This is a genomic window from Streptomyces sp. NRRL S-350, from assembly GCF_000719705.1.
Classification (GTDB): Bacteria; Actinomycetota; Actinomycetes; order Streptomycetales; family Streptomycetaceae; genus Kitasatospora.
In genome coordinates this window covers 12,901-32,590 of sequence record NZ_JOHO01000055.1, presented here as the reverse complement: position 1 = coordinate 32,590, position 19,690 = coordinate 12,901, and the positions used below count along the sequence as shown (strand labels likewise).

General features: G+C 74.5%; 20 protein-coding genes and 1 pseudogene. 8 read left to right on the top strand and 13 right to left on the bottom strand.

Annotated elements, in window-relative coordinates; all coding sequences use genetic code 11:
- Positions 1 to 78: 78 nt before the first annotated feature.
- On the bottom strand, positions 79 to 1,752 hold the full coding sequence (locus IF30_RS0132440) for a serine hydrolase (RefSeq protein WP_051711699.1): 1,674 nt from the start codon (positions 1,750 to 1,752) through the stop codon (positions 79 to 81).
- A gap of 302 nt (positions 1,753 to 2,054) precedes the next feature.
- Positions 2,055 to 2,870 (bottom strand): HD domain-containing protein, encoded by an 816-nt coding sequence (locus tag IF30_RS0132435; protein ID WP_051711698.1) that lies wholly within the window; start codon positions 2,868 to 2,870, stop codon positions 2,055 to 2,057.
- A 263-nt stretch (positions 2,871 to 3,133) separates the two neighbouring features.
- Here IF30_RS0132435 and IF30_RS0132430 point away from each other — a divergent pair, with 263 nt between their 5' ends.
- Complete coding sequence (locus tag IF30_RS0132430) at positions 3,134 to 4,087, top strand: GlxA family transcriptional regulator (RefSeq protein ID WP_030245138.1); 954 nt, start codon at positions 3,134 to 3,136, stop codon at positions 4,085 to 4,087.
- Positions 4,088 to 4,163: 76 nt separating this feature from the next.
- On the opposite strand, the gene IF30_RS0132425 is transcribed toward IF30_RS0132430, so the two are convergent.
- The gene (locus tag IF30_RS0132425) at positions 4,164 to 4,808 is read right to left on the bottom strand and encodes an NADPH-dependent F420 reductase (RefSeq protein ID WP_030245136.1); all 645 of its coding nucleotides are present in this window, start codon (positions 4,806 to 4,808) and stop codon (positions 4,164 to 4,166) included.
- A gap of 97 nt (positions 4,809 to 4,905) precedes the next feature.
- Positions 4,906 to 5,718 (bottom strand): inositol monophosphatase family protein, encoded by an 813-nt coding sequence (locus IF30_RS0132420; RefSeq protein WP_030245133.1) that lies wholly within the window; start codon positions 5,716 to 5,718, stop codon positions 4,906 to 4,908.
- 116 nt (positions 5,719 to 5,834) lie between these two features.
- Between IF30_RS0132420 and IF30_RS0132415 the strand changes: the two genes are divergently transcribed.
- Positions 5,835 to 6,749, top strand: a complete 915-nt coding sequence (locus IF30_RS0132415; RefSeq protein WP_030245132.1) for a LysR family transcriptional regulator — start codon at positions 5,835 to 5,837, stop codon at positions 6,747 to 6,749.
- Between the two features lie 374 nt (positions 6,750 to 7,123).
- On the opposite strand, the gene IF30_RS0132410 is transcribed toward IF30_RS0132415, so the two are convergent.
- Entirely contained in the window at positions 7,124 to 8,089 is a 966-nt protein-coding gene (locus tag IF30_RS0132410; protein ID WP_030245128.1) for an amidohydrolase family protein, read from the bottom strand.
- On the bottom strand, positions 8,089 to 8,706 hold the full coding sequence (locus IF30_RS0132405) for an NAD(P)-dependent oxidoreductase (RefSeq protein ID WP_030245126.1): 618 nt from the start codon (positions 8,704 to 8,706) through the stop codon (positions 8,089 to 8,091). Before IF30_RS0132405 ends, IF30_RS0132410 begins: the two co-directional genes overlap by 1 nt.
- Before the next feature lie 189 nt (positions 8,707 to 8,895).
- Here IF30_RS0132405 and IF30_RS0132400 point away from each other — a divergent pair, with 189 nt between their 5' ends.
- Complete coding sequence (locus IF30_RS0132400; RefSeq protein ID WP_051711697.1) at positions 8,896 to 9,561, top strand: TetR-like C-terminal domain-containing protein; 666 nt, start codon at positions 8,896 to 8,898, stop codon at positions 9,559 to 9,561.
- A gap of 184 nt (positions 9,562 to 9,745) precedes the next feature.
- Here IF30_RS0132400 and IF30_RS0132395 read toward each other — a convergent pair whose 3' ends face one another.
- From IF30_RS0132395 to IF30_RS0132385, 3 genes are all read right to left on the bottom strand, one after another.
- Positions 9,746 to 10,549, bottom strand: a complete 804-nt coding sequence (locus tag IF30_RS0132395) for an alpha/beta fold hydrolase (RefSeq protein WP_030245124.1) — start codon at positions 10,547 to 10,549, stop codon at positions 9,746 to 9,748.
- 155 nt (positions 10,550 to 10,704) lie between these two features.
- Positions 10,705 to 11,544, bottom strand: coding sequence for a helix-turn-helix domain-containing protein (locus IF30_RS0132390; RefSeq protein WP_030245123.1), 840 nt, complete (start codon positions 11,542 to 11,544; stop codon positions 10,705 to 10,707).
- Positions 11,545 to 11,668: 124 nt separating this feature from the next.
- On the bottom strand, positions 11,669 to 12,367 hold the full coding sequence (locus IF30_RS0132385; RefSeq protein ID WP_063752884.1) for a hemerythrin domain-containing protein: 699 nt from the start codon (positions 12,365 to 12,367) through the stop codon (positions 11,669 to 11,671).
- Between the two features lie 126 nt (positions 12,368 to 12,493).
- On the opposite strand from IF30_RS0132385, the pseudogene IF30_RS45830 reads away from it, so the two are divergent.
- Positions 12,494 to 12,709: pseudogene (locus IF30_RS45830) on the top strand (cation:proton antiporter); the annotation flags it as partial.
- 81 nt (positions 12,710 to 12,790) lie between these two features.
- Here IF30_RS45830 and IF30_RS0132375 read toward each other — a convergent pair.
- Positions 12,791 to 13,642, bottom strand: a complete 852-nt coding sequence (locus tag IF30_RS0132375; protein ID WP_030245114.1) for a helix-turn-helix transcriptional regulator — start codon at positions 13,640 to 13,642, stop codon at positions 12,791 to 12,793.
- Positions 13,643 to 13,729: 87 nt separating this feature from the next.
- On the opposite strand from IF30_RS0132375, the gene IF30_RS0132370 reads away from it, so the two are divergent.
- Positions 13,730 to 14,533: an SDR family NAD(P)-dependent oxidoreductase gene (locus tag IF30_RS0132370; RefSeq protein ID WP_030245113.1), complete on the top strand. Its 804-nt coding sequence runs from the start codon at positions 13,730 to 13,732 to the stop codon at positions 14,531 to 14,533.
- A gap of 143 nt (positions 14,534 to 14,676) precedes the next feature.
- On the opposite strand, the gene IF30_RS0132365 is transcribed toward IF30_RS0132370, so the two are convergent.
- The 3 genes from IF30_RS0132365 to IF30_RS50420 form a co-directional block, all read right to left on the bottom strand.
- Entirely contained in the window at positions 14,677 to 16,701 is a 2,025-nt protein-coding gene (locus IF30_RS0132365) for an NHL repeat-containing protein (protein ID WP_030245112.1), read from the bottom strand.
- A gap of 250 nt (positions 16,702 to 16,951) precedes the next feature.
- Positions 16,952 to 17,602, bottom strand: coding sequence for a DUF4232 domain-containing protein (locus tag IF30_RS0132360; protein WP_030245111.1), 651 nt, complete (start codon positions 17,600 to 17,602; stop codon positions 16,952 to 16,954).
- Between the two features lie 299 nt (positions 17,603 to 17,901).
- The gene (locus IF30_RS50420; RefSeq protein WP_267884580.1) at positions 17,902 to 18,024 is read right to left on the bottom strand and encodes a hypothetical protein; all 123 of its coding nucleotides are present in this window, start codon (positions 18,022 to 18,024) and stop codon (positions 17,902 to 17,904) included.
- Between the two features lie 238 nt (positions 18,025 to 18,262).
- Between IF30_RS50420 and IF30_RS0132350 the strand changes: the two genes are divergently transcribed.
- From IF30_RS0132350 to IF30_RS0132340, 3 genes are all read left to right on the top strand, one after another.
- The gene (locus IF30_RS0132350) at positions 18,263 to 18,553 is read left to right on the top strand and encodes a hypothetical protein (protein ID WP_030245108.1); all 291 of its coding nucleotides are present in this window, start codon (positions 18,263 to 18,265) and stop codon (positions 18,551 to 18,553) included.
- Between the two features lie 209 nt (positions 18,554 to 18,762).
- Positions 18,763 to 18,969, top strand: coding sequence for a hypothetical protein (locus IF30_RS0132345; protein ID WP_158835643.1), 207 nt, complete (start codon positions 18,763 to 18,765; stop codon positions 18,967 to 18,969).
- 205 nt (positions 18,970 to 19,174) lie between these two features.
- Positions 19,175 to 19,642 (top strand): DUF6924 domain-containing protein, encoded by a 468-nt coding sequence (locus tag IF30_RS0132340; protein ID WP_051711695.1) that lies wholly within the window; start codon positions 19,175 to 19,177, stop codon positions 19,640 to 19,642.
- The last annotated feature ends 48 nt before the right edge of the window (positions 19,643 to 19,690 follow it).

Genomic DNA, 19,690 nt, shown 5'->3' with positions numbered 1-19,690 from the left:
TGGTCCGGGACGAGGACGGATGTCCCGTCCGTGACCCGGCCTGTGGGCTGGGCGAAGCGCGCGGTCAGCAGACAGGTGTTAGCTGCGGGTGAAGGTGCCCAGGCCGTCGTGGTCGAGCTGTTCGACCGTGACCTTCGTGGCGCGCCCGTCCGCGCCCACGGTGAACGTGACGCCGGAGAGGCCGACCGCGTTCTCGCCGCGGGTCTGGAAGCTGAAGACGTCGCCGGCGTAGTGCTGGAGCGGGAACTGCAGGTCGTTCGGGCCCAGGCTCATCGTCAGGCCTCCCGCGTTGCCGGTGCTCACCGTCAGCGGGCCGTAGTGGCCGTTGGCGTAGGTGCCGACGTAGGCGGCGTCGGGTTTGGCGGGGGCGGCGCCGGCCGGGGGTTTGGTGTAGTCGGTGGGCGAGACGCCGGTGAGGGCGGCGGCGGGGACGACCTTGCCGAGGAAGGTGAGCCAGTCGACGGTTTCGTGGCCCGCCTCGGCGAGGTCGAAGAACTCCTCGGCCACCGCCTCCGGCAGGCCGGTCGGCTGGCCGTTGGTGAGCACGACGATGCCGAGCTGCTCGGCGGGCAGCAGGGTGACGACGGTGGATGCGCCCAGTTCGAAGGCGCCGGAGTGGTTGAGGCGCAGCCGGCCGCCGTTGTCGCGGCTGACGTTCCAGCCGAGGCCGTACTGGCCCGGGTTGCCGGCGGGTGCGGCGGGCGGGTTGGAGAGGCTGTGGGGCAGCCAGGTCTCGCTCAGGGCCGCCCGGTCGATGACCTGCCGGCCCTCGTAGGTGCCCTCGGCGAGCTGCAGGCGCATCCAGCGGGCGAGGTCCTGGACGGTGGAGCTGACGCCGCCGGCCGGGGACTGCGGGTCGGGGTTGTGGGTGGCGCTGACCTGCCAGCCGGTGCTGCCGCTGCTTGCGTTGCCGTTGCCGTTGTGGACGTGGGGCACGGCCTTGTTGGCGGCGGTGTCGTAGGCGGAGCGCAGCGAACTCGTGGAGTTCATGCCGAGCGGTTTGTAGAGGGTGTCGGCGGCGAGGTCCTCCCAGGCGACGCCCTTGGCCTTGGCGACGGCGACGGCGGCCTCGGTCAGGCCGTAGTTGGTGTAGGCGTAGCTGGCGCGGAAGGGGGCGAGGGGCTGGTCGCGCAGGTGCTGGAGGATGTAGTCGCGCGGGTAGCCGAGGTCTTCGAGGAGGTCGCCGGCGTGGTCGGGCAGGCCGCTGCGGTGGGAGAAGAGGTCGGCGATCGTCACGTGGTCGCCGACCCAGGGGTCGGCGAGGGTGAAGCCGGGGTCGTGGGCGGCGATGGGGTCGTCCCATTTCACGGTCTTCCCGCCGACGGCTCCGGCGACGACGGTGGAGGCGATCGGCTTGGAGACGGAGGCGAGTTGGAAGACGGTGTCGGGGGTGACGGCGTCCGGTTTGCCGAGTTCGCGCACGCCGAAGCCCTTGGCGTGGACGACCTTGTCCTTGTGGACGACGGCGAGGGCGAGTCCGGGCACGCCGGTCTTGCGCATGGCGTCCTGGACGTAGGCGTCGATCCGGTCGACGGCGGAGTTCACCTGCTGGTCGGTCAGTTGGGGTGACGGGGCCGGCGGTGCGGTGGCGGGGGCGGAGGTGGAGCCGGAGGTGGGGCCGGTGGGAGCGGCGGCCGGGTCGGTGGCGGCGGCGGAGGTGCACCCGGCGAGCAGCAGGCCGGCCAGCAGGGGCGCGGCGCAGTGCGGCCGGGGCCGGGTCGCGGTGCGGCGGGCTGCGCCGTGGCGGTGCATCTGGGTCCTCCCTCGTCCGGGCGGGGGCGGCCGTCCGCCCCACCGCGCGAGTATTCGACGGCCCGGGACGGGCCCGGCGGGCGCCGCGCACCTCGCGGGTCGCATTCACTCGTCCGGCGGGACGGAACGATCCTGATCGGGGCTCGACCTTGACGCCGCGTCGCGGTCGCGGGCGTGCCGACGGCGGCGGCGAGCCGGGCGATCTCGCTCTGCGGGTACCGCCGTGTCATGGCGGTCCTGTGCCCCGGACGGCGGTTCGCGGCCCGGGCCGCGAAGCGCATGCCTGCCGCCGACCGGCCGTGTCACTCCTCGAACGGCGAGGCGAGCAGCAGGTCCTCCACGGTGGGTGCGGGAAAGTGCGGGAGGTGGCGCCGGCCGACCTCGGCGAACGGGTGCATGACCTCCGCCATCGGCTTCGTCCGGCACAGCGACAGGATGTGGTCGAGTGCCGCCTGCTTGAATCCCGCGCGGGGGAAGGCGGACAGCACGTCGGCGCGGGCGTCGGCGGGGATCTTCTCCAGGCCGTTCCCGGTGAAGTCGAGTCCGGAGCCGACGGAGATCAGGGCGATCTCCGGCCTCTTCCGGGCGGCGATGCCCACGGTGGTGTGCAGGGCGATGGCGTCCCAGACCAGCGCCACGCGCGGAGGGGTCACCTTCCGCTGTTCCAGGAACCGCTGCGCCGCGTCGGCGCCGTCGACCTCGAAACGCTCGGTGGGCGTCCGGAACGCTTCGACCAGTCCCAGGTCGTGGAGGAGCGCGGCGACGAACACGAGTTCGTGGTCGTACCGGGCTCCGCGCTGTTCGAAGAGCAGGGCGCCGAAGAGGAACGTCCGCATGACGTGGTTGAAGAGCGTTTCGGGGCACGTACCGCGTGCGAACGCCACGGTCTCGCGGGCCAGTCGGGTGTCGGGTATGCGGATCCCGGCCACGCTCGCGGGCAGGCCGCCGCTGCGGGGGGTCGAGGCGCGGCCGGGCGTCGGCCGGGGGCCTTGCACGGCAGTGGGCGCGGTGAACGCTGTGGTGGAGAGGGCGGACGCCGCGCCGACGGCGATTCCGGCGCCGCGCCGCAGCACCGTGCGGCGGGTGGCGGCGCGCGCCTCGTCGTTCTGGTCGCTCACGTGATGAGCCTTCCTGTCGTCGGGGGTCGATACGGGGAGGCTACGAACCGGGCCGGCGCGGCGAACAGCGGGGAAACCGACCGGAACCCTCTGGTTCTCGCCACCGGGCCCGTACCGCCGAGCGATCGGCCGGGGCATCGAAGGGGGCGCTCCGGTACCGGCGGGGCGGCCGGCAGACCCGCCGCTCCTTCCGCCTGCGCCGTCGTGAAACCGTAGGGCACGAAGAAAGTCGTCCTGGCCCGTCCGAAGTTGAGGAGACGTCGGTGCACACCGTCGCGGTCCTGGCCCTCGACCGGGTCATCCCGTTCGACCTCGCCACTCCCTTGGAGGTGTTCACCCGGGTCCGGCTGCCGGACGGGCGCCGGCCCTATCAGGTGCGGGTGTGCGGCCCCGGTGCGCAGGTACCGGCGGCCGGATTCGTGATCACCATCCCCTGGGGCCTGGAGGCGCTGGCCGACGCCGACACCGTGATCGTCCCCGGCCGTGCGGAGGGCGCGCCCCCGCCGGGCGCGGAGGTGCTGGAGGCGTTGCGCCAGGCGGCGGCCCGGGGCGCCCGGGTCGCCTCGATCTGCGCCGGCGCCTTCGACCTCGCCCTGACCGGCCTGCTCGACGGGCTGGCGGCGACCACGCACTGGGCCGCCGCCCCCGCTCTGGCCCGCTGCTTCCCCGCGGTCGAGGTGCGCCCCGACGTCCTCTACGTCGACAACGGGCGACTGCTCACCTCCGCGGGCGCCTCCGCGGGGCTCGACCTGTGCCTGCACATGATCCGCCGCGACTTCGGCTCCGCGGTCGCCGCCCAGGCGGCCCGGCTGGCCGTCACCCCGCTGGAACGCGAAGGGGGCCAGGCCCAGTTCATCGTCCATCCGCAGCCGCCCGTCCCGCAGGGCGCCACCCTCGAACCGGTGCTCGTCTGGTTGGAGGAGCACCTCGGTGACGCGTTGACGCTCGACCTCATGGCCCGGCACAGCGGCATGAGCGGGCGCACCTTCAGCCGACGGTTCCGCGAGCAGACCGGCACCACGCCGCTGCAGTGGCTGCTGCGGGCCCGGATCCGACGGGCGCAGTTCCTCCTGGAGAACACCGACCACACCGTCGAGCGCATAGCCGGCCAGGTCGGGTTCGGTTCCTCGGCCGCCTTCCGCGAGCGCTTCAAGCGGGTGGCCGGCACCAGCCCGCACCGCTACCGCGCGGCCTTCCGCAGCAGCGAGCACACCTGAGCGGCCGCGCCCGGCCGGGACGGCATGGTGGAGACCCGAGACCGGCTCCCGTCCACGGGAACGGAGTCGTTCGTGGTCAGCGGGCGAGGGAGACGGCGAAGGGCTCGAAGCCGTGTCGGCGCAGGAGGTGGGGGACCACGAGGACCATGGCCTCGGTGGCGCGGGCCGTGGTGATGCCGCCGAGGTCCTCGATCCATGCGGGCGGCCAGCCCAGGTCGCCGAGCAGGCCGGTGACGGTCTTCTTCGCGTCCTGGTCGTCGCCGGAGAGGTAGGCGGTCGGTGGGGTGGCCAGGGTTTCGGGAGCGGTCATGACCATGAACAGCATGGTGTTGAGGGTCTTGACCACGCGGGTGTCGGGGAGGGCGGCCTGGAGCTTCTCGGCGAGGCTGCTGCCGGGGTAGCACAGGTCACCGGGCAGGCCGTCATCGGCGTCGCGGGTGGCGTTGGAGACATCGACGAGGAGTTTTCCGGCGAGCTCGGTGCGCAGGCGGGCCAGGCGGTCCAGGGAGGTGTCGCCGGGCGTCGCGTTGATGACGACGTCCGCGGTGCGGGCGGTGGTGCGCTGGTCGGCGAAGGCGATCCGCGGGGCGGGGCCGGCGGCGGGGGCCGCGCTCCCTTCCGGGTTCCGGACGCCGAGGGTGACGTGGTGTCCGGCGGCGGAGAGCCTGCCTGCGAGGTTGGCGCCGACCCGGCCGGCGCCCAGGATGCCGATGCTGGTCATGGGGTGGTGCTCCTTGAGGGGTGAGGGGGGCGGTGTGCGGTGTGCGGGGTGCGGGGTGCGGGGGGCGGTGTGAGGGGGGTGGGGTGCGGGTGCGCGGTCAGGCGATCGGCGACAGGACCGTGAGGGCGGCGGTGTGGATGCCGGGGGCGGCGGCCAGGAAGTCGCGGCTGCCCGTGTTCCAGGGCGCGCCCGTCAGGTCGGTGACGGTGCCTCCGGCCTCGGAGACCAGCAGCGCACCGGCGACCAGGCCGGAGCGGACGTCGGAGAACTGCCAGAAGGCGTCCGTGCGTCCGGCCGCGACGTGGATGAGCTGCATGGTGGCGGGAACGGACACGCGCACGACCAGGCCGTTGACGAGCATGGCGGTGACGGAGTCGCCGATCCGCCGGAAGGTGCGCTCGTCCTCGCCGGGCCTGGCCTGACCGGTGCCGACGAGCGCGGCGCCCAGATCGGTCTTGGCGGACGCCTGCAGGGGCCGGCCGTTGAGGCGGGCACCGCCGCCGGCGACCGCGGTGTAGGTGTCGCCGCTCAGCGGCAGGTGGACGACGGTGAGCACCGGCCGGTTGTCGCGGACCAGGGTGGCGGTCACGGCCCAGTCCTCCATGCCGTGGACGTGATTGATGTTGCCCTCGGCGGGGTCGACGACCCACCACTCCCCCGGCGGCAGCGCACCGCCGGCCAGCTCGTCCTCGGCCCACTGCGACCCCGGCCGGGCCTGCAGCAGCGGCTCGCGCAGCACGTCCAGCACGGCGTCGTCGTTGGCGTGGATCTCGGCGACGACCTCGTCCAGACTCACGCCCCGGGCGTGCGGGGTGTGGCGCTCGCGCAGGGTGCGGCCCGCGGTCCTCACCGCGGCGGTCACCTCGGCCAGCAGCGTCGTCTCGGCGGCGAAAGGCATGGCGGTGCTCATGGCGGACTCCCTGGGTGCGATGGGTGCGGGCGGCTCGTCCCGCTCCGGCACGTCGACGGTAGGCCCCACCAACCATTAACAACAAGTGCATGCTGTTCACTTGTAGAGTTACTGCCATGCAACTGGATCTGAACCTGCTCACCGCCCTGGACGCCCTGCTGGAAGAGGGCAGCGTCGCCGGCGCCGCAGCACGCCTCCACGTCACCGCCCCGGCGATGAGCCGCTCCCTGGGCCGCCTCCGCAAGGTCACCGGCGACCAGATCCTGGTGCGCACCGGCCGCAGCATGGTCCCCACCACCCGCGCCCTGACCATGCGCGCCCAGGTCCACGCCCTCGTCCAGCAGGCCCACCACCTCCTGTCCCCGCAGGAGGAACTCGACCTGGCAGCCCTGGACCGGGTGTTCACCGTGCGCTGGCACGACGCCCTGACCACCGCCTGCGGCACCGCCCTGACCACCGCCGTCCACCGCCAGGCCCCCGGCGTCCGACTGCGCCTGTCGGCCGAACCCGGCACGGACGACGCCGAGCTGCGCCGGGGCGAGGTCGACCTCGAATCGGGCTCCAGCGCTTCGACGCTCCCCGACATCCGCCACCGCCTCGTCGGCAGCGACCGGCTGGTCGTCGCCGTCCGGCCGGACCACCCCCTGACCGAAGGCCGGCTGAGCACCGAGCGCTACGCGGCCGCCGAACACCTCACCGTCTCGCGACGCGGAAGCCTGCGCGACCCGATCGACGACGCCCTGGCCACCCACGGCCTCCAACGGCACGTCGTCGCCGCCGGACCCACCGCCGCCTTCGCCCTCCGACTCGCCCGCCACACCGACCTGGTCGTCACCCTCCCCGACGCGGTCACCCGCGCGGCCCGGGAACAACTCGGCCTGGCCACACTGCCGCTGCCGCTCCCGCTGCCCGAGGTCCCCCTGTACCTGCTGTGGCACCAACGCTACGACGACGACCGCGCCCACGCCTGGCTGCGAGACCTGGCCACCGAAACCGTCCAGGCACTGTTCGCACCACCGACCGCCTCCTGACGCCCCCCCGTCGCGCAATCCACGGGCTGCGGTTCGGTGTCGGCGTGATTCCGCCCCGGGACGCTCAGAGCAGGGCGTCGGTGCGGACGGGCCCTGCCGTGATGTGCAAGCCGGGGATGCGCGGCGCCGCCTCGTCGCTCCGGTCGCGGGCACCTCGTCGACCGTGGCGGGCAGGCGGTGTTCGTCGCGGCGGCCGATCGGGATGCCGCGCAGCGCCCCGGCGACCGGCGTGGGGGCGTTGGCGAGCACGCGCTCCAGGAACTCGACGACTTCCCGGAGGCGGCGCAGCAGCCTCGCGGCCCCCCGAAGGAGCGCAACTGCGGCACCGGGCCGGAGGTGCGGCCGGGGCCGCGGCGTCGCGGTCCGGCGGGCGGTCAGAGGCGCAGCAGGGCGCGGGCGTTCGCCGAGCCGATGCGGTGCTTGACCTCCGGCGGGAGGGCGGTCCGCTCCAGGGCGGCGACCGCGGCGCCGGTCTTCTCGTAGGGGTAGTCGACGGCGAAGAGCACCGCCTCCGGGCCGAGTACGTGCACCAGCGCCTCGACCGCGGCCGGCGAGTGCACGCCGCTGGTGGTGGCCAGCACGTTGCTGCCGAAGTACTGCGACGGGCTGCGCAGCAGCGGCGTGGGGACGCTCAGCGTGGCGTACCGGGAGTCGAACCGGGACAGCTGGAACGGCAGGAACTCCCCCGCGTGGCCGAGGATCATCCGGGCCTGGGGGTGGCGGTCGAAGACCCCGGAGAGCACGATCCGCAGGGCGTGCCCGCCTGTCGTCGCCTGCCAGCTCCACAGGGCGCCGTTCATCTCCGGGTGCCCGGACAGCACGTGCCAGGAGTCGGCGGGCGGCATGCCCGGGTGCAGGTAGAGCGGGACGCCGAGCTCGACCAGGGCGGCCCAGACGGCGTCGAAGGCGGGGTCGTCGAGGTACCTGCCCTGGACGTGGTCGTTGACCAGGGCGCCCTTGAAGCCGAGTTCGCCGACCGCGCGCCGGAGTTCGGCGACCGCGGCGGCCGGGTCCTGCAGCGGGAGGGCGGCGAAGGCGGCGAACCGGTCGGGGTGCGCGGCGACGATCGCGGCCAGCGAGTCGTTGACGTAGCCGGCGTTGGCCACCGCGCGTGCCGGGTCCGGGTCCGCCTCGATGCCGGGGACGGTCAGCGACAGCACCTGGACGGCGATGCCGTGGGCGTCCATGTCCGGCAGTCTCAGGCCGGTGACGTCAGGCAGCCGCCGGGTCACGTCGGCGACGAAGGCGGGGTCCAGGCCGTCCGGCACGGGGAACGGGGGGCGGCGCTCGGCGAGGCCCGGGATCGCGATGGCCTCCTCGATCGCGATGTAGCCCGCCATCACGCGCCCGCCGTCGGGACGAGGATGCCGGCTCCGGCCGTGGGCAGTTCGGCCTCGTCCAGCATGAGCGCGGCGACGGTGGCGCGGGAGGCGTGCGGCGGCAGCAGCGGTTTGGGGTACTGCGCCAGGGGCACGTTGCGGCGGGCCGCGCGGGGCTCGCCGACCCACAGGTCGGGTGCGTGGAAGACGGTGGCGCCGCCGGCCAGCACGATCGTGTCGGCCGCGCCCTTCTCCGCCAGCTCCTTGCCGACGAACATCCTCATCACGCTCTGGTAGATCCGGCCGCCGGCGCCGGTGGAGGCGCCCGAGCCGAGTGCCCCGAGCCAGAGCGTGCGGACCGGCAGGGCCGCCAGCAGTCGCGCGCCGGCGAGCAGGGTGCCCGGGCCGTCGCCCTTGCTGATGCCGAGCGCGGAGACGAGCACGTCCACGTCGCCCAGCTCCGGGAACTCCTGCGGCCGGGTCACGTCCGCCCGCCGGACCTCGACCCGGCCCCGCGCGGGCGGGTCGTACTGCTGCGGACTGCGGACGAGGGCGACGACCCGGTGGCCCCGGTCGAGCGCTTGTTCCACCACCAGGCGGCCGACCCGCCCGGTCGCGCCGAGGACTGCGATGCGCATGACGACTCCGTAACTGAACAGGTGTTGGTTAGTTGAGTGAACAGGTGTTGGTTACGGGTGTCAAGGCCGGCCCGGGCGATCCCCGGCCCTGCGCCGCGCCGGACCGAGGTCCACCGCGCACGACCGGGGCGGCCGCGCGACGCCGAACGGTAAAGTGATCTTCCGTCGCCGACAGGGGAGGATCCGGGAATGGGCGGTGAGGAGGCCCCGCGCCGCCGACGCAACCCCCGCGGGCAGGGGCAGGTGCTCAGGGCCGAGCTGGTCGCGGCCGCGGCCCACCTGCTGGCCACCCTCGACCAGCCGGAGACGCTGACCCTGCGGCAGGTCGCCCGCGAGGTCGGGGTCGCGCCCGCCAGCATCTACAGCCACTTCCCCGACCTCGGCTCGCTGGTCCGGCACGTGCTGCGCCTGCGCTACGCCGAACTCGCCCGCCTGATGGACGAGGCCGCCGCACCGGCCGCCGACCCCCTCGACGACCTGGCCGGCCGCTGCGCCGCCTACGTGCGCTGGGGGGTCGAGCACCCCGGCGAGTACCGCACGCTCTTCGGCGGCCGGATGCCCGCCGACCTCGCCCTCCCCCAGGACCACGGCGCCGGCGACGCCGGCGAGGCCCTGCTGGGCTCCGTCATCGCCTCCCTCGCCGCCGTCCGGCAGCACGGCGGCGAGCAGCCCGCCCCTGCCCGGCAGTGGCAGGACGGGCTGCTGCTCTGGACGGCACTGCACGGCCTGGTCGTGCTCTACAACGACCACGGCGAGCTGCCCTGGCCGCCGCTCGACGCGTTGATCGCCGACGTGCTCGGCCTCCACGCCGGCCGTCCCGCCGAGGAGGTCGCGGCCCGCCTCGCGGCGCGGTGAGGCAGCTCGGGTGGGCGCCGTCACCGACGTGACGTACGCGGGCGGATCCGCATCAACCCCGGGGCGGGGAAGCGGCGTCCGGGGACGCCCTCGCGTCCCGCCCGGGGGCGCCCTCGCGTCCCGCCCGGGGGCGCCCTCGCGCCATGGCCGGTACGGGCCGCGAGAGACGCGGGTGGCGGAAGGCCTACGCGTACCGGTGCGCGGGCAACGACCGCTGCGGGAGGCGGCGGACGAAGTCCAGGAGCAGGGCGCAGAACGCCACGGGCTGTTCCAGCGGCGCGAGATGGCCGGCGTCGGGGATGACGGTGGTCCGCCCCGCATCGAGGTCGCGGGCCAGAGCCTCGCCGCCCTCGTGGAAGTCGGGCATGTCGTACTCGCCGACGCCGACCAGAGCGGGCACCTCCCTGAGCGTGCGCAGCGCCGCCGGGCCCGTGCCGAGGGGATCCGCCGCTTGCGGCGGTTCGCCGTGGGTGGGCTGTTCGGCCAGCCGGCGGTGGAGCATGCGGGCGGCGTGCGCGTGTACCTCCTCGGCGGCCCCGGCCCAGGTCCAGGCCTGGACGCCGGCCTGCACCGCGGCGTCCAGGTCGCCGGCGGCCAGCGCCGTCCGTTCGGCCTGCCAGGCGGCGTCCAGACGTGGGGAGGCGGGCTGGTCGTGGGGCCGGTATCCGACCAGGACCAGGCCCTCCACCCGCTCGGGTGCCGTGACGGCGGCCTGGAGTGCCACCAGGGCGCCCAGCGAGTTCCCGGCGAGCACGAAGCGGTCGGCCCCGAGGTGGTCGAGCGTGTCGAGCACGTCGGACCAGGGGGCCGCCTCGCGGCGGTCGGGCACGGTCGCGTCGCCGTGGCCGGGCAGGTCCAGGGCGATGGCCCGCAGGCCCGCCTCGGCGAGCAGCGGGAGGTGGGCGTCCCACATGGTGCGGTCGGTGGGGCGGGCGTGCAGCAGGACGACGGGCCGTCCCCGGCCTGCCTCGGTGGAGGGAAGCAGCATGGCGTGAAGTGCCTTCTTCGGTGAGTGGGCGGGTGAGTGGGTGGGGCGGGCCGGCCGGTGCGCAGGGAAGCGGCCGCAGCCACCGGCGCCCGGGGGACGGGCCGAGGCCGGGGGCGGGCGTGGTGGTCCAGGACGTCGACGGGAGCTGGGGCCGGTCAGGCTTCCTGAACGGTGGGGGCCGGTCCCTGCTCGGCCGGTCGGCGGAGCAGGGCCAGGGCGTCGGCACTGGCGCTGCCGGGTTCCGCGCTGTAGACGGACAGGTGCTGGCCCGGGGCGCTGGTGACGGCCAGTGCCTCGAAGTGCAGCCGCACCTCGCCCACCCGGGGGTGCCGGAAGTGCTTGTCCTCCTGCACGCGGGGGCGGACCTCGTAACGGGCCCACAGGCCGGCGAAAGCGGGGCTGCGCACGCCGAGTTCGCCGACGATCCGCTCGATCCGCTCGTCCTGGGGGAACTGCGAGGAGGACGCCCGCAGGTTGCCCACCGCGGTGTGCGCGGCCTTGTCCCAGTCGACGTAGAACTCCCGCGCGAACGGGTCGAGGAAGATCATTCGCAGCAGGTTGTCGTACCGGGCGAACCCGCGGTACAGCTCGCACGCCATCGCGTTGGCGGCCAGCACGTCCTGCGCCGCGCCGACCACGAAGGCCGGCACGTCGCGCATGCCGTGCATCAGACGCACCAACTCCGGGGCGACGGCTGGTGCCGCGGCCGCCGCGGCGAAGACGGGCAGGCCGAGCCGGAACAGGTGCCCCGCCGCGGCGCCGTCCAGCCGCAGTGCCGCGGCGATCGCCCGGAGCACCTGCTCGGACGGGTTGCGCTCACGGCCCTGCTCCAGACGGATGTAGTAGTCCGTGCTCACCCCGGCCAGCAGCGCCACCTCGTCCCGCCGCAGTCCCGGCACCCGCCGGTCCCCGCCGTCGAGCAGCCCGACGTCCCGCGGCGTGATGATCGCACGGCGAGCACGCAGGTACGCACCGAGCCCGTTGTCGCTTTCCATGGCCGCCACGCTAGACCCGCCTCAGGGGTCGGGGCGTGGGTGTGGTGCACCCACCCGGGACTGCGGCCACCCGGGACTGCGGCCACCCGCCCCGCACCCGCGCAGGAAGTCGACCGCAGGAGTCCTAGGCGGCCGGGGGGACCACGGCGTCGGTTCGGCGGACGCGGGTGGTGGTGCGCCGGTAGAGGCGGATGCCGAGCGTGCGCCACAGGAGGCGGGCGGGGGCGGGCATGTGCGAGAGGAACAGCTGCCGTTCCTGTGCGGTCGCGTCCTCGAGGATCGCGCCGAGGAAGACCAGGAGTTTGGACTTGGGGACGCTGCGGCGTCCGCGTTCGCCGACCTCGGACCACTCCCGGGCGGTGATGTGGTCGGCCATCAGGGGCAGGAGGTGCGCCTCCTCGTCGTCCATGTGGGCGACGGCATGCCGGTCGAGTGCGCGCAGGGCTTCGGCAAGGCGCAGGGCGGTGTCGCGGTCGGCCCGGCCGCGCCAGCGGTGCGACAGGTCGGTGGCTGCGGCGAGCGCGGCGGCGATGGCCTCGTGCTGGTCGGCCATCCGCGCCACGACGCTGTCACCGGGGGCCGCACGCTCACGCAGCTTGGGCCACAGAAGGTCGTCCTCGCCCTCGTGGTGTTCGCCCAGGGCGCCGAGCACCAGGTCGAGGTGGTCGGCGAGCACGGCGGTACGCCGCCGGTCCCCCGGGACGGCGGTTTCGACCAGGTCGGCCAGGAGCGGTATCTCGCGGCGGAAGACACGGTGCAGGACGACCATCTCCTGCGGGTCCAGACGCTTGTCGGCGGTGGACGGACCGTCGGTGGTGGGCATCGGGGTCCACTTCTGTGCGGGAACGGTGATCATTCCGGGGCCCCGCAGCCTAGTGGCCCTCGCCCGGTCATCGACAGTCAGGTCATGCCGTCCACCCGCCGCCGCGGTCGGTCCGGACCGAGCCGAGCCGCCTTCGCCGCGGTGACCGCCGGCGCCGTCTACCGGGCGATGCGTCCACGCCCGCCGTGGTTCGCCCGCATCGTCGCCACCACGCTGCACACCAGCGGACAGTTCGCGGTCCGCCTGGTCATGCTGCGGCTCGCCGCCATGCTCGGACTGTCCGTCGCGTCCGGCCTCGACACCCTGCTCGGAGCCTTCGCCGCCGGCCTGCTCACACGCCTGACGTGGGCGCGGCCCTGCTCCCCGTCCTGCCCTTCCCTCTCGCGGCCCGGCGCCCGACTGCGGGAGCGCCCCCGGCTCGGCTCAGCCCGGGACGTCCATGCGCTGCGTGCCGATCACCGACAGCAGCCGTAGCGCCTCCTCGGCGGGAGAGCCGGGCTCGGCCGTGTAGATCACGACGTGTTGGTCCCGGTCGGTGATGTCGAGGACATCGCAGTTGACGGTGACGGGGCCGATCAGCGGGTGGTGGACGGTCTTGCGCAGGGCGGGCTGGGCGCTGACGTCGTGGGCGGCCCACAGCCGGGCGAACTCCGCGCTGCCTGCGAGGAGGTCGTCCACCAGCGTCGTCACCTCGGGATCGTCCGGGTAGCGGGCGGCGGTGGCACGCAGGTGTCGGGCCGCGGCACGGGCGAACGCCTCCGCCTCGGACGGGTCGTACGGCGGCCGCTCCCCCGGTGGCGGTACGAGAAAGGCACGGCGCACGAGGTTGCGCTCGCGCCGGGGCAGCGCGGAGAAGTCCTCCAGGAGAGCTGCCGCCAGGTCGTTCCAGGCGATCACCTCGTAGGTCGCGGACAGCACGATCGCGGCGGCGTGCGGCAGCCGCCGCAGCAGGTCGAGGATGCTCTGCCGCACGTCACGTGAGGGCCCGGCCGGCGGGCCGGGCGGGGCGCCGGCGAGATGGTGCAGGTGATCGCCCTCGGCGTCCGACAGGCGCAGCGCCCGGGCCAGGCCGGCGATGACCTCGCGTGAGGGGCGCGGGCCCCGCGCCTGCTCCAGCCGGGTGTAGTACTCGGTCGAGATGAACGCCAGGTGCGCCACCTCCTCGCGGCGCAGCCCCGGGGTACGGCGCCGCGGCCCGGCGGGCAGACCCACGTCGGTAGGGGTGATGCGCTCACGCCTGCTGCGCAGGAAGCCCGCCAGTTCTCGTCTGTCCACGCCCCCAGTGTGCGCGGGTGCCGCGGGGCCGATCCAGGTACCGCTGGTGCCTGGATCGGCCCCGCGGCCGGACGCAGGCTCGCTGCCATGAACGAGAACGCACAGACCGCCGTCACCTCCGACCCGGCCGCCACGGGCCTGCTGGCCGGCAAGGTCGCCTTCGTCACCGGTGCCGGTCGCGGTATCGGCGCCGCCGCGGCGCGCCTGTTCGCCCGGGAGGGCGCCCGGGTGTTCCTCGCGGCCCGCACGCAGGACCAGCTCGAGGCGGTGGCCGAGGAAGTCCGGGCGGCCGGCGGCACCGCCGGGTACGCAGTGTGCGACCTGGCCGACGGAGCCAGTGTCCGTGCCGCCGTCGGCCGCGCCGTCGACCTGTACGGCCGGCTCGACGTCGCCTTCAACAACGCGGCGACCAGCGTGCCGCCGGCCCCGATGGACCACGTGCCCGAGGCGGATTTCGACCACGTCTACGCCGTGAACCTCAGGGGTGCGTGGCTGGCCATGACCGCCGAGGTCAGCGCCATCAGGGCCACCGCCGGCACGGGGGCGATCGTCAACAACTCGTCCGTCGGCAGCCTGGCGGGCAATCCCGTGCTGCCCGCCTACGGGGCGATGAAGCGGGCGGTCAACAGCCTCACCGAGTCGGCCGCCATCACCTACGGCCCGGAGGGTATCCGCGTCAACGCCATCGCTCCCGGCACCACACTGACCGACATGGTGCGGGCATGGAACGACCTGTCACCCGGCGTCGTCGACCAGCTCAACGCGCGCACCCCGCTGCGCCGTGCGGCCGACCCCGACGAGATCGCCCAGGCTGCGGCCTGGCTCCTGAGCGACCGCGCCTCCTATGTGACCGGGGCGGTGCTCCCGGTTGACGGCGGCATGCAGGCGTGAGCCGCAGGCCCGGCGGACGCCGCCGCGAAGACAGCCGCTGCACGCCCGGCGGCGCCGGTCACCTCGTCACCGGCGCCGCACGGCGTGTCAGGGCCGGCGGCACACGACCGGCGGCACACGACCGGCCGGGCGGGCTCGGTGCGTCACGGGTGGCCGCCCCCGCCGAGGCGCGGCGCCGCCACCGGCGCCGCCGCGCCCACCAGCACCACCAGCTCGTGCCCGCCCGGGTTCGTCTGCACCGGGACGGTCCGCCAGTTGTTGACCAGCCAGACGTTGCCCGAGGGATCGATCTGGACGCCGGTGTTGCGCTCCAGGGCGTCGCTCGAATAGCCGGTGTCGGGCGGGGAGATCGGCTGCCCGGTGCGGAAACCGGGCGGGCAGGCGGCGAGGTCGACCCCGCACAACCGGGCGACGCGGTGGCCCCCGAAATTGGCGACCCACACCGTGTCGTCCCCGTCGACGGCCACGCCCCAGGGCAGGAACAGGCCGCCGCCCGTGAGCGGTTCGGGCGCCGGTGTCCCGTCGGGCCCGATCAGCGTCACCGAGGCGCCCGGCCGCGGACCGGTCGCGTCGTCGTCCCCGTTGCCGACGGCGGCCGCGAAGTCACCCGCCGGGTCGCCCGTGCCGTCGTTGCCGCACGGCACCGGCAGGACGCCGCTGTTGCCCACCCACACGTTGCCCCGGCTGTCGGTGGCCACGCCGAGGGGCCGGCGCAGGCCCCCGCCCGAGACCGACGGCCCGAGGGCCCCGTCGGGCCCCAGGGCCTGGACGCTGTCGCTGCCGTTTCCGCTGACCCACAGCCGGCCGGCCGGGTCGACGGCGGCACCGAACGGCTTGTGCAGCGCGGGCGTGGCGACCTCCCGGGCGCGGGTGGCGTCGCCGTCCGGGATCCGTGTCACGGCGTCCCCGCCGCAGTCGGCCACCCACACGGTGCCGGCCCGGTCGGCGGCCATGCCCTGCGGCTGCACGATGCCGCCGCCACGCCAGCCCTCGGCCGGGGACAGTGCGGTGCCGTCCGGCGCGAACTGGGAGACGCTGCGCTCCAACGGGGCCGGGTCGATCGGGCAACCGCGGCCCTGGAAGCCGAAGTTGCCCACCCAAGCGCTGCCTCCGGCATCGACGGTGATGCCGAATCCGGCACCGTACACGCCGCCGCCGCGGTAGGGCGCTCCCGGGGCGTCGCGGCCGGCCGGGGTGAATTTGAGCACGCTACGGCCGCCGCAGACCGGCACGGTCGGGTCGGCGCCGTACCGGTAGTTGTTGGTCACCCAGGCGTTGCCGTCGGCGTCGAAGGCGAGGTTGCCGGGGCCGTCCAGCTCATGGCCGTTGCCCTCGTAGCGCAGGGCCACCGTCCAGGCGTCGGGGGCGGCCGGCAGCGCGGGCCGGTAGCGGCGGGTGGTGTCGGCGAGCGCGAACAGGGCGGCTGCGTTGTGGCCGGGGTCGTGGGCGATGTCCACGGCGGCCTGCCAGGTGGTGCGCGGCCGCTCCCGCCCCGGGCTGCGGGCCAGGTCGAACAGCTGGTCGCAGGCGTCGCCGGTGACGCACGCGGCGAGCAGGTTGGCCAGGGTGTTGAACTCGGCCATCGTCGAGGTGAGGGCACCGTTCGGCGGCGCGGCCAGCAGGGCGGCGATCCCGCCGGTGCCGGTGTCGGCCAGGTTGTGCGCGACGGTGGCGGCGTTCTGCAGCCCGGGGGAGGTGCCGGCGACACCCTCCGGGCCCGTGAAGCGGGCCAGCGCGTAAGCCGCGGCGACCGTGGTCCGCTCGTTGACGACGAGTTCGGGCGGCGCCTCCGCTCCGCTGACCACCGCCGCGAGCGTCACGGGCCCCTCCGGCCGGGGCCGGTCGCCCGGACCCGCCTGCGAGCCCGCGAGATCGGCCAGCACGTACAGCACGGCACGCGGGTCCTGCGGCGGCCGGTAGTCCAAGGCGAACCGCCCGTCCTGCGCGCTGCGCGCCGTGGCCAGGACCCGCGGCCGGGCCCCCGGGCCGTCCCCGGCCTGGTACAGCGTCACCAGCGCCCCGCCGAGCGGCGTGTCACCACTGCGCACCACCCCGCACTGCCCGGCCGGCTCCCGCTCCCACGCCGCGCCCGACGCCGCGTGGGACGGCCCGGCGGCGAGCTGGGCCAGGAGGGCGGCGGTCAGCAGGACGCCACAGCGTCGGCGCATCGGGGACTCCGTTCGATCGGCGTGCGGCGGCGGGCCGGGCGCCCACCGCCCTCCTGCCTGCCACACCCCGGCCCGCCCGGCCGCGACCGGCCGCCGGACGCGGCGGAGAATTACCCGGGACGGGTGAGCCGCGGCCGCCACCGGCCGGGCGCCCCGCTCCCGCCGCCTGGCCCGGACCGCCTGCCCTCCACGACCAGGTTTCCCCACGCCGGCGGCGGGTCGGCGGGCCGGGCGGCGCGGCGCGCGCCGGTCACTGGCCGCCCTGGCCGGCGCTGCCGATCGGGCCGACCTTCACCGGGTTGCCGGGGGTGTCGGTGGCGGGCAGTGAGCCGGCGCCCGGCCACTGGAGGGTGACGGACTTGGTCTCGTCCGGCGGGGTCACGACGAGGCCGGTGAGGCGCAGGCCGGTGCCGCCCGTGTTGTTGGCCGGGTAGCTGATGCCGAAGAAGGTCGACTTCCCGTTCTTGAGGACGCCCGGGACGACCGGCTCGCCGGAGCGCTGCGCCGACATCGAGCCCGCGTTGGTCTTCAGGTCGACACCGGCGTACCCGCTGATCGAGCAGTCGTGGCCGCTGTGGTTCTTCAGCTCGACCACGACCGTGCGCTGGGCGTCGCCGTCGATGGTGTGGTCGGCGGCCGTGATCGTGAGGTCGTCGGTCCGGCACTTGCCGCCCTTGCCGGCGTCGGTGGAGCCGGTCCCGCCGGTCGTGGCCTTCCCGCCGCCGGCCGGGCTCGCCGGGGCCGGCGCCGAGTTACCGCCCGGGGCGGCCTTGGTGGGCGCGGTGGTGGCGGTCGGCGTGCTCGCCGCCGTCGGGCTGTCGAGGTCGTCGTTCTGACAGGCCGTGAGGGAAAGACCGGCGGCAACGACCAGGGTGGCGAGGGTCAGCTTCTGAACGCGCATCGTTTCTTCCTCGGGTTCGGGGTGGCAGTTGCCGGGTTTCTGGTGAGCAGGACAACCCCGCCGGGGGAACCGTTCCGCCCAACCTGACGCCAGGACAGTGCTGTTACACGAAGGAGCGGGTACGACGGGCTCCTTATCCCCGCCAAACGGCCCCGAGCCCAGGCGGCACACCGGTTCTCACTGTTCTCCCACTGCCCCGGCACGGCCGTCGCCCGCTGGGACAGACCCGTGACCGAGCGGATCTTGACCCGGGACGCGTCCCCGTCAAGCGAGGGCCGCGCGGGTACGCGCCGGCCGGCTCACGACCCGGCGCACCACGGCGGTACGAGGTCGCGGGTGAGGTCGCGGGTGAGATCGCGAACCGCCTGGTGGTCGCCGCCGGTCAGCGCGTGGAGGCCGGCACCGTCCTTGGCGGTGCACACGGATGAGCCGGATGACCAGCAGTCAGCCGTACCGGCGGCCGCAGGGGCGAACCGGCTTGCCCACCTACGCAACTCGCCGCCGGAAGCCGCCCACACCCAACGGGCGGCCAACCGCTCCGGGGGCGCAGCGGGACGCACGGCGACTCGGAGCCGACACGCTTTGATCAACTCCGTTGCCGTACAACGCGGTTGATGTCCTCGCCGGTTTGCCCGCGCCGATACCGGCTACACGTCAGGCATGAAAGGCAGATACCGAGGGGCGGACACGGCCCGCGCGGTCGTGGTCCTCACCGACATCGTCGCAGGCATCCTGGGACTGTGGGTCGTCCTGTACGTGCTGAACGCCAACCCTTCCAATGACCTGGCCCATTGGGTCCACGAGGCGGCCGACTGGCTGTCCACGTGGGCCCACGACCTGTTCACGCCCTCCCAGGGATGGCTGCGGACCCTGCTCAACTACGGCATTCCCGCCGTTGTCTATCTGTTCCTGGGCCACATCGCGGCCAGCTGGCTGCGTCGCGTGGACTAGCCTGTCGGCCGACCTGAAACGGCGACCGCGGTGGCGGCCCGGCCGCGACAGCAGGCGCGGCAGGGCGCCAAGCTGCCCGGAAACGGCCCGGGCCGCAGAGTTGTCCGTCGACGGGCGGCACGGGCCGCTGCTCCGCTGTCGCTGCCTGCCTGCCTGCCTGCCGGCCGGATACAGTGTGCGCGGCCGGGTGGGGCGCGGAGGGGACCGACGTGAAGCAGTGGCAGCGCCGTGCGGCGATCATGTGGGTGGTGCTGGTGGCCGGTGGCGCCGCGCTGACGTTCTTCCTCGACCACGGGACCGAGACTCCGTCGCCCGCGCCCCCGCCGAACCTCCGCCCGTCGCCCGTTCGGCCCTTCTCCGATCCCTGCTCGGGCGCGAACGTCATCTGCAGCGCGACCTTCGTTCCCTCCCCCTGAGCACCGGAACGCGACAGCACCAGACCGCACCGACCCGTCCCCGGACGACTCCTGGAGCCGAACCTCCGGGACGCCTGACGGCCGCCCCCGGCACTCACACCACCCGACGGGCAGACCCGCGGCGCAGCGGGGCTTGACCGGCTGTCGGCGGGGGCCGGCATCGTGGGCGCGGTACACAGACCGCTGTGGAGACTGGAGCCCGAGGATGCTGCCCGCCCTTGCCGACCGCGATGAGTCCGCTGCGCTGGTCATCAGAACCGACTTCGGCGACGAGGAGGCTTGGCAGGCCGTGCTGGCGGAGTTGGCGAAGCCGTGGGACTTCGACGATGACGAGGTCGATCCCTACCTCCACGTCGTCGATGATCCGGCCTGGGCGGGGGCAACGGCCGACGCCGTGATCGCCGCGCTCTCCGGGGACGGGGAACCGGGCGTCGTCTACCTGGCCGACCGCGTCACCATGGCCGATCACGACCACGCGCTGCTGGCGGTGGCCGTGCTCACCAGGGAGGAGTGCGAGACCGACGAGGAGTTCGAGGCCGACAGCGGATCGGTCCGGACCGTCCCCGCCGGCATCGGCCACATCCACGCGAACCTGATGATCGCCAATCTGGGCTTCGGAGACGTCGTCGAGGCCGCCCGGGCCGACCCCGCCGGTGTCTTCCGGTCCTTTTGAGAGGGCCGGCGGCGTTGTCGGCCAGGACGTGCCCCTCACCGGGCGCGG

Bases quoted from the DNA above. Each gene is read 5' to 3' on its own strand.
- IF30_RS0132440 (WP_051711699.1), bottom strand. From the start codon at position 1,752: ATGCACCGCCACGGCGCAGCCCGCCGCACCGCGACCCGGCCCCGGCCG.
- IF30_RS0132425 (WP_030245136.1), bottom strand. From the start codon at position 4,808: ATGACCAGCATCGGCATCCTGGGCGCCGGCCGGGTCGGCGCCAACCTC.
- IF30_RS0132420 (WP_030245133.1), bottom strand. From the start codon at position 5,718: ATGAGCACCGCCATGCCTTTCGCCGCCGAGACGACGCTGCTGGCCGAG.
- IF30_RS0132415 (WP_030245132.1), top strand. From the start codon at position 5,835: ATGCAACTGGATCTGAACCTGCTCACCGCCCTGGACGCCCTGCTGGAA.
- IF30_RS0132410 (WP_030245128.1), bottom strand. From the start codon at position 8,089: ATGGCGGGCTACATCGCGATCGAGGAGGCCATCGCGATCCCGGGCCTC.
- IF30_RS0132405 (WP_030245126.1), bottom strand. From the start codon at position 8,706: ATGCGCATCGCAGTCCTCGGCGCGACCGGGCGGGTCGGCCGCCTGGTG.
- IF30_RS0132400 (WP_051711697.1), top strand. From the start codon at position 8,896: ATGGGCGGTGAGGAGGCCCCGCGCCGCCGACGCAACCCCCGCGGGCAG.
- IF30_RS0132395 (WP_030245124.1), bottom strand. From the start codon at position 10,549: ATGCTGCTTCCCTCCACCGAGGCAGGCCGGGGACGGCCCGTCGTCCTG.
- IF30_RS0132390 (WP_030245123.1), bottom strand. From the start codon at position 11,544: ATGGAAAGCGACAACGGGCTCGGTGCGTACCTGCGTGCTCGCCGTGCG.
- IF30_RS0132385 (WP_063752884.1), bottom strand. From the start codon at position 12,367: ATGCCCACCACCGACGGTCCGTCCACCGCCGACAAGCGTCTGGACCCG.
- IF30_RS0132370 (WP_030245113.1), top strand. From the start codon at position 13,730: ATGAACGAGAACGCACAGACCGCCGTCACCTCCGACCCGGCCGCCACG.
- IF30_RS0132365 (WP_030245112.1), bottom strand. From the start codon at position 16,701: ATGCGCCGACGCTGTGGCGTCCTGCTGACCGCCGCCCTCCTGGCCCAG.
- IF30_RS0132360 (WP_030245111.1), bottom strand. From the start codon at position 17,602: ATGCGCGTTCAGAAGCTGACCCTCGCCACCCTGGTCGTTGCCGCCGGT.
- IF30_RS0132350 (WP_030245108.1), top strand. From the start codon at position 18,263: ATGAAAGGCAGATACCGAGGGGCGGACACGGCCCGCGCGGTCGTGGTC.
- IF30_RS0132340 (WP_051711695.1), top strand. From the start codon at position 19,175: ATGCTGCCCGCCCTTGCCGACCGCGATGAGTCCGCTGCGCTGGTCATC.